9 protein-coding genes are annotated in these 6,179 nt (G+C 61.9%); 5 read left to right on the forward strand and 4 right to left on the reverse strand.

Annotated elements, in window-relative coordinates; genetic code table 11:
• Nucleotides 1-972, reverse strand: a complete 972-nt coding sequence (gene cobS / locus ACTCHC_RS00960; RefSeq protein WP_463020572.1) for a cobaltochelatase subunit CobS — start codon at nucleotides 970-972, stop codon at nucleotides 1-3.
• Between the two features lie 174 nt (nucleotides 973-1,146).
• Here cobS and ACTCHC_RS00965 point away from each other — a divergent pair, with 174 nt between their 5' ends.
• From ACTCHC_RS00965 to msrB, 4 genes are all read left to right on the forward strand, one after another.
• Nucleotides 1,147-1,692, forward strand: a complete 546-nt coding sequence (locus ACTCHC_RS00965; protein ID WP_463020573.1) for a sigma-70 family RNA polymerase sigma factor — start codon at nucleotides 1,147-1,149, stop codon at nucleotides 1,690-1,692.
• Nucleotides 1,689-2,390: an anti-sigma factor gene (locus tag ACTCHC_RS00970; RefSeq protein WP_463020574.1), complete on the forward strand. Its 702-nt coding sequence runs from the start codon at nucleotides 1,689-1,691 to the stop codon at nucleotides 2,388-2,390. Before ACTCHC_RS00965 ends, ACTCHC_RS00970 begins: the two co-directional genes overlap by 4 nt.
• A 99-nt stretch (nucleotides 2,391-2,489) precedes the next feature.
• Nucleotides 2,490-3,041, forward strand: coding sequence for a fasciclin domain-containing protein (locus ACTCHC_RS00975; RefSeq protein WP_463020575.1), 552 nt, complete (start codon nucleotides 2,490-2,492; stop codon nucleotides 3,039-3,041).
• A 106-nt stretch (nucleotides 3,042-3,147) separates the two neighbouring features.
• On the forward strand, nucleotides 3,148-3,618 hold the full coding sequence (msrB, locus tag ACTCHC_RS00980; protein ID WP_463020576.1) for a peptide-methionine (R)-S-oxide reductase MsrB: 471 nt from the start codon (nucleotides 3,148-3,150) through the stop codon (nucleotides 3,616-3,618).
• A 12-nt stretch (nucleotides 3,619-3,630) separates the two neighbouring features.
• Here the strand turns inward: msrB and ACTCHC_RS00985 are convergent, their stop codons facing one another.
• Entirely contained in the window at nucleotides 3,631-4,263 is a 633-nt protein-coding gene (locus tag ACTCHC_RS00985) for a J domain-containing protein (RefSeq protein WP_463020577.1), read from the reverse strand.
• Between the two features lie 73 nt (nucleotides 4,264-4,336).
• Here ACTCHC_RS00985 and ACTCHC_RS00990 point away from each other — a divergent pair, with 73 nt between their 5' ends.
• Nucleotides 4,337-4,594 (forward strand): BolA family protein, encoded by a 258-nt coding sequence (locus tag ACTCHC_RS00990; protein ID WP_463020578.1) that lies wholly within the window; start codon nucleotides 4,337-4,339, stop codon nucleotides 4,592-4,594.
• Here the strand turns inward: ACTCHC_RS00990 and ACTCHC_RS00995 are convergent, their stop codons facing one another.
• Together ACTCHC_RS00995 and gatB are read right to left on the reverse strand one after the other, a co-directional pair.
• Nucleotides 4,595-4,990: a DUF4177 domain-containing protein gene (locus ACTCHC_RS00995; RefSeq protein WP_463020579.1), complete on the reverse strand. Its 396-nt coding sequence runs from the start codon at nucleotides 4,988-4,990 to the stop codon at nucleotides 4,595-4,597.
• Between the two features lie 182 nt (nucleotides 4,991-5,172).
• The coding region (gatB, locus tag ACTCHC_RS01000) for an Asp-tRNA(Asn)/Glu-tRNA(Gln) amidotransferase subunit GatB (protein WP_463020580.1) at nucleotides 5,173-6,179 on the reverse strand (1,007 nt) is incomplete at its 5' end.

Below are 6,179 nucleotides of genomic sequence, written 5' to 3' on the forward strand. Positions count from 1 at the left end.
TCAGGCCATGCTCATGCTGGCCGCCGATTCCGGCAGTTCTTCATCAAAGCAGCGCTGATAGAACTCGGCGACGGTCTGTCGCTCCAGTTCGTCGCATTTGTTCAGGAAGGTCAGCCGGAACGCATATCCCACATCGCGGAAGATCGTGGCGTTCTGTGCCCAGCCGATAACCGTGCGCGGTGACATGACCGTGGACAGATCACCATTCATGAAGGCGGTGCGGGTCAGGTCGGCCACGGTCACCATCTGGCTGATCTGGCGGCGGCCTTTTTCGGTGTTATAGGTCGGATTCTTGGCCAGCACGATCGCCGCTTCGGCATCATGCGACAGATAGTTCAGCGTGGCCACCAGCGACCAGCGGTCCATCTGGCCCTGGTTGATCTGCTGGGTGCCGTGATACAGGCCCGTCGTATCGCCCAGGCCCACGGTGTTGGCGGTGGCGAAGATGCGGAAATAGGGATGCGGCGTCAGCACCTTGTTCTGGTCCAGCAGGGTCAGCTTGCCGTCCACCTCCAGCACGCGCTGGATCACGAACATCACATCGGCGCGCCCGGCATCATATTCGTCGAACACGATGGCGGTCGGGTTGCGCAGGGCCCAGGGCAGGATGCCTTCCTGAAATTCTGTGACCTGTTTGCCGTCCTTCAGCTTGATCGCATCCTTGCCGATCAGGTCGATCCGGCTGATATGGCTGTCCAGGTTCACGCGCACGCAGGGCCAGTTCAGACGGGCCGCCACCTGTTCGATATGGGTGGACTTGCCCGTGCCGTGATAGCCTTGGATCATTACCCGGCGGTTATGGGAAAACCCCGCCAGAATCGCCAGCGTGGTATCGGGATCGAATTTATAGGTGCTGTCGAATTCTGGCACACGTTCGGTGCGCTCTTCAAATCCTTTGACCACCATGTTGGTGTCGATGCCGAACACCTCGCGGACCGAGACTTCTTCGGTGGGTTTTGCGTGTATATCCATGCTTGCGTCCGCCTTTTTCGACCTGTCTTGCGCGCCGCTTTGCGGCCTGCGCCTTTCCTTTGATGTTTAGTGGAACATATCCCGCAGGGGTGCAAGGGGAAGGCCTGTGGCTTTGCCCCTTTTCAATCATCGCAAAGCCAGCCTATGCTGCACAGGACAGGAAGACACGCCACGATGAAGACGACACCGGCCGATATAGAAAGACTGATCGCGCGGGTGGCCCTGCGGGATCGTTCGGCGTTCTCGGCACTGTATTCGCACACGTCGGCGAAACTTTTTGGTATTTGCATCCGTATATTGAAAGATCGCGCCACTGCCGAGGATGCGTTGCAGGAAGTGTTCATCAAGGTCTGGCACAATGCCGACCGGTATTCCGCCGGGGGCTACAGCCCGATGACCTGGCTGATCACGATTGCGCGCAACCATGCGATCGACCGGATCCGGGCGGCGCAGGCGATGACGACGGGGCTGGATCAGGCGGCACAGATCGCTGATACCCGCCCCGATCCCGAGGCCGAAGTGGTTGCCGCATCTGAACGGGCGGCCATCGACGGCTGTCTGGATACGCTGGAAACCGACCGGGCCGCCGCGGTGCGCGGCGCCTATCTGAACGGTGACAGCTATGCCGAACTGGCCGAACGCCACGGCGTGCCGGTCAATACGATGCGAAGCTGGCTGCGGCGCAGCCTTTTGACACTGCGGGATTGCCTGACCCAATGACCGATGCGCGACACATAACCGAGGACGAGGCGACACGGGCCGCAGAATATGCGCTGGGCCTGATGACCGCGTCCGAGCGGCGCGCGTTTGAGGCCGAAATGGCCGCGCTGCCCGCCCTCCAGGCCGAGGTGCGCGGCTGGGATCATGACCTGACCCCATTGACGCGCGAGGTTTCCGAAGTTTCGCCACCCCGCCATGTGCAGACCGGGCTGGAGCAGCGCCTGTTTGGCGCGCCCGCCCGGCGCGGGTTGTGGTCCAGCCTGACCTTATGGCGCGGGATGGCCGGGGCGGCGATTGCCGGTGTCGTGGTGCTGGCACTGATGCTGAACGACCGGCTGACACCGCCGCCCGTCACCGGCGAGGGCACGCGCTATGTGGCGCAGATGGCGGCGCAGGATGGCGCGGTCCAGATCGCGGCGCTGTTCGATCCAGCGCGTGGGGTTTTGCAGATCAACCGCGTGGCCGGTGCCCCGGCGCAGGGGCGCGACTATGAATTGTGGCTGATCCCCGGCGGGGCGGCCCCGATATCGCTGGGTGTTCTGCCTGCCGACCGGCGCGGCCAGATCGTTGTACCGTCCGATCTGCGCGACCGGTTCGGCGGGGCCACATTGGCCATCAGCGATGAACCGCCGGGCGGATCGCCCACCGGCCAGGCCACCGGCCCGGTGGTCGCATTGGGGCCGGTCACGACCCTGTGAAGACAATGTTACCGGCGTGATGCAACTTTTATCGCGCCGCCCGCGTGGCTCCTTGCATCTCCGGACGTGGTGTCCGGTTCAAGATAAGAGGAACATGCCATGAAAATCGTCAAAACCCTGTTCGCCGCTTCTGCCCTGGCCCTGACCGCCGGTGGTGCCTTCGCCGAAAATCCGATGGTTGGCGGTGCCGCGATGTATGCCGACAAGAACATCGTCGAAAACGCGGTCAATTCGGCCGATCACACCACGCTGGTGGCTGCGGTCAAGGCGGCCGGGCTGGTCGATACGCTGGCTGGCGACGGCCCGTTCACCGTTTTCGCGCCCACCAATGACGCCTTTGCCGCCCTTCCTGACGGCACGGTCGAAACCCTGCTGAAGCCGGAAAACAAGGAGATGCTGACCAAGATCCTGACCTGTCACGTGGTGGGCAAGGCCGTGATGTCCGATGCCTTGCAAGGCATGATCAAGGATGATGGCGGCAAGCATCCTGTGCCCACGCTGGGCGGTTGCACCCTGCAGGCCAGCTATATGGGCGACAAGATCGTTCTGGAAGATGAAAACGGCACCAAGGCGACGGTCACAATCGCTGATGTGGAGCAGTCCAACGGTGTTATCCACGTGATCGACGCGGTGCTGCTGCCCAAGATGTAAGACATCACGGGACGATCACATTTCCCGGCGCAGGCCCCCCGCGCCGGGATTTCATCCCCGCCCTGTGTCAGACTGACCGGGCGGGGACGTTACAAAGGATATGACAATGCAACGCAGAGCCTTTCTTTCTTTGACCTCGGCCAGCCTGCTGGGCCTGTCCGCCACCCGTCTGACAGCCGCCGAAGGCGCATTCGAGGTAACCCGCACCGATGCCCAATGGCGCGCGATGCTGACGGATCTGGAATACAAGGTCATGCGCCAGGAAGGCACAGAGCGCCCGTTTACAAGCCCGCTGAACGATGAAAAGCGTCCGGGCCTGTTCCACTGCCGGGGCTGCGACCTGCCGGTCTATGATGCGGCGACGAAATTCGACAGCGGCACCGGCTGGCCCAGTTTCTGGCAGGCACTGGATGGCGCCGTTGAAACCAAGCCGGACCGGTCGTTGTTCGGCGTGCGCACCGAAGCCCATTGCCGCCGTTGCGGCAGCCATCTGGGCCATATATTCGACGATGGGCCCCAGCCGACGGGCAAGCGCCACTGTATCAACGGGGTATCGCTGGTCTTTAACGCGGCCTGAGGGGCAGCGATATCAGCCCTGAAAGCTGCGGCTTTCCTTGATCTGGTCCCAGGCCCAGACAACCTCTTGCAAGCGATCCTCGTCGGCGCGGTTTCCACCGTTCATGTCAGGATGAAGATCCTTGACCAGTGACTTGTATTGCTTGCGTATTTCGGCCTTGGTCCAATGGTCCTTGGCTTCGAGAATATCCAGGGCCTTGCGTTCGGTAGGGGGCAGGCGGCGCGCGGTGCCGCCGCCCTTGCCGGGGTTGCGCGTAGCGTTTTCGCCCAGTACCTGATGCGGGTCATCGACGCCCAATCGCGCCCAGGCGCGCTGTTCCTCGGACGGTTTGCCAAAAGGTTTGGTTTCGCGTTCCCAGACGCGATCCTTTTCCATCTGGGCCTCGAATTCCTCTTCGGTGCTGCCGGTGAAGAAGTTCCATTTCAGGTTATATTCCCGCACATGGTCCTTGCAGAACCAGTAATAGTCATCCAGGGAATCCGGTGATTTGGGTGCGCGATACTGGCCCAGCTCGGCACAGCCGGCATGTTCGCAGCGCCGGGTCGAGGTTTCGAATGCCCCCGACATGCCGCGCTTGCCGCGCGTGCGCTTTTTTTTATCCGACGAAACGGATATATCGAAACCGAAGGGATCGCTTCTGGACATGGTCAGCACCTTATCGACTCGGACCTGAGAGTTTAGACCATTGCGCCGGGGAATGAAGGGGTGATTGCAAAAAATGACGCTGACTGACGAGATAAGCACAAGGCTGACCGCGGCCTTTGCCCCCGAAATGCTGCAGGTGATCGACGAAAGCGAAAACCACAGGGGCCATGCCGGATATCGCGAGGGCGGCGAAAGCCATTTTCGCGTCGTGATCCGCGCGCCAGGTTTTGCCGGGATGGGCCGTCTTGCGCGCCACCGCGCGGTGCATGCCGCGCTGGGGGCCGATGTGATGGGCCGGCTTCACGCGCTGGCGCTGACGGTCGAGGGTTGATTATTTCGCCTTGATGTCCTTGCCGGGCCGTGGTGGCACGGTTTTTGTCCGGGCAGGCCCCAATGCAGGGGTCACGGCACCATCGCCATCGGCCGGCTTTTGCGGGGGGGCGGTGTTTTCCGCCTTGATTGCAGGCCTGGCGCCGGGGGTTTGTGCAGGGTCTGGCAGGGCACGGCGGAAGATCAGCACGTTCTGTTCGGTGGTGCTGCGCCCGGTCAGCCCCCGGCGTTCCTCGCAGGGCAGGGTTTCGGCGCGCAGATACTCCCAGCCCTGACGCCCCAGATCATTCATCAGCCCGCCCAGCGTCAGGGCAAAACGATCGGCGGTGGTTTTCGCGCCCTTGATCTTGTCGCATCGGGTGGGGGCCGGCACGACCCTGTATTCATATTGTGTCATTCAATCGCCCCGCGCGTAAGTCTGGGATGGTGGAACCTGATGATGTGCGCCTTCGGCGCATGACTTTCAAGGCGTCCCTGCGGGCGGCGAATGCCTCTGGCGGGAGTATTTCGGCCAAGGTGACAAGGCAGGAACGTCATTTCTTTTCCCTTCGGGTCGGGCCGGTGTTGCCCGCGTCGGCCCTATAGCCCCAGTTTCTTCGCCACGATATCATTCACCGCCGCCGGATTGGCCTTGCCGCCGGTGGCTTTCATCACCTGGCCCACGAACCAGCCTGCCAGTTTCGGGTTCTGCTTGGCCTTTTCGACCTGGGCCGGGTTGGCGGCGATGATCTCATCCACCGCCGCTTCGATCGCGCCCATGTCAGTGACCTGTTTCATGCCGCGGCTTTCCACGATCTGCACCGGATCGCCGCCGTCGGTATAGACGATCTCGAACAGGTCCTTGGCGATCTTGCCCGAAATATCGCCTTTGGTGATCAGGTCGATGATGCCGCCCAGCTGGGCGGGCGTGACCGGGCTTTCGGTGATGTCGTGTTCTTCCTTTTTCAGGCGGCCGAACAATTCGTTGATCACCCAGTTCGCGGCCAGCTTGCCGTCGCGGCCCTGGGCCACGGCTTCGAAATAGGCGGCATTGGCGGTGTCGGCGGTCAGAACGCTGGCATCATATTCCGACAGGCCGAATTCAAGCACGAAGCGCGCCTTCTTTTCGTCCGGCAGTTCAGGCAGCGAGGCCTTTATATCATCGACCCAGCCCTGCTCAATCTCCAGCGGCAACAGGTCGGGGCAGGGGAAATAGCGATAGTCATGCGCCTCTTCCTTGGACCGCATCGACCGGGTTTCGCCCTTGTCGGGATCATACAGGCGGGTTTCCTGCACGATCTGGCCGCCATCCTCCAGAATGGCGATCTGACGGCGGGCCTCATATTCGATCGCCTGCTGAATGAACCGCATCGAGTTCATGTTCTTGATTTCGCACCGCGTGCCCAGATGGCTGAAATCCTGGGTGGCCTGATATTTTTCATATTGGCCGGGGCGGCAGACCGAGACGTTCACATCCGCCCGCAGGTTGCCGTTCTGCATGTTGCCGTCGCAGGTGCCCAGATAGCGCAGAATTTGGCGCAGCTTGGCGACATAGGCGGCAGCCTCTTCGGGGCCGCGGATGTCGGGGCGGCTGACGATTTCCATCA

Source organism: Actibacterium sp., assembly GCF_055134745.1.

What these genes read in the sequence shown, in the direction of transcription:
- cobS (WP_463020572.1), bottom strand. Translation starts at nt 972, where the DNA reads ATGGATATACACGCAAAACCCACCGAAGAAGTCTCGGTCCGCGAGGTG.
- ACTCHC_RS00965 (WP_463020573.1), top strand. Translation starts at nt 1,147, where the DNA reads ATGAAGACGACACCGGCCGATATAGAAAGACTGATCGCGCGGGTGGCC.
- ACTCHC_RS00970 (WP_463020574.1), top strand. Translation starts at nt 1,689, where the DNA reads ATGACCGATGCGCGACACATAACCGAGGACGAGGCGACACGGGCCGCA.
- ACTCHC_RS00975 (WP_463020575.1), top strand. Translation starts at nt 2,490, where the DNA reads ATGAAAATCGTCAAAACCCTGTTCGCCGCTTCTGCCCTGGCCCTGACC.
- msrB (WP_463020576.1), top strand. Translation starts at nt 3,148, where the DNA reads ATGCAACGCAGAGCCTTTCTTTCTTTGACCTCGGCCAGCCTGCTGGGC.
- ACTCHC_RS00985 (WP_463020577.1), bottom strand. Translation starts at nt 4,263, where the DNA reads ATGTCCAGAAGCGATCCCTTCGGTTTCGATATATCCGTTTCGTCGGAT.
- ACTCHC_RS00990 (WP_463020578.1), top strand. Translation starts at nt 4,337, where the DNA reads ATGACGCTGACTGACGAGATAAGCACAAGGCTGACCGCGGCCTTTGCC.
- ACTCHC_RS00995 (WP_463020579.1), bottom strand. Translation starts at nt 4,990, where the DNA reads ATGACACAATATGAATACAGGGTCGTGCCGGCCCCCACCCGATGCGAC.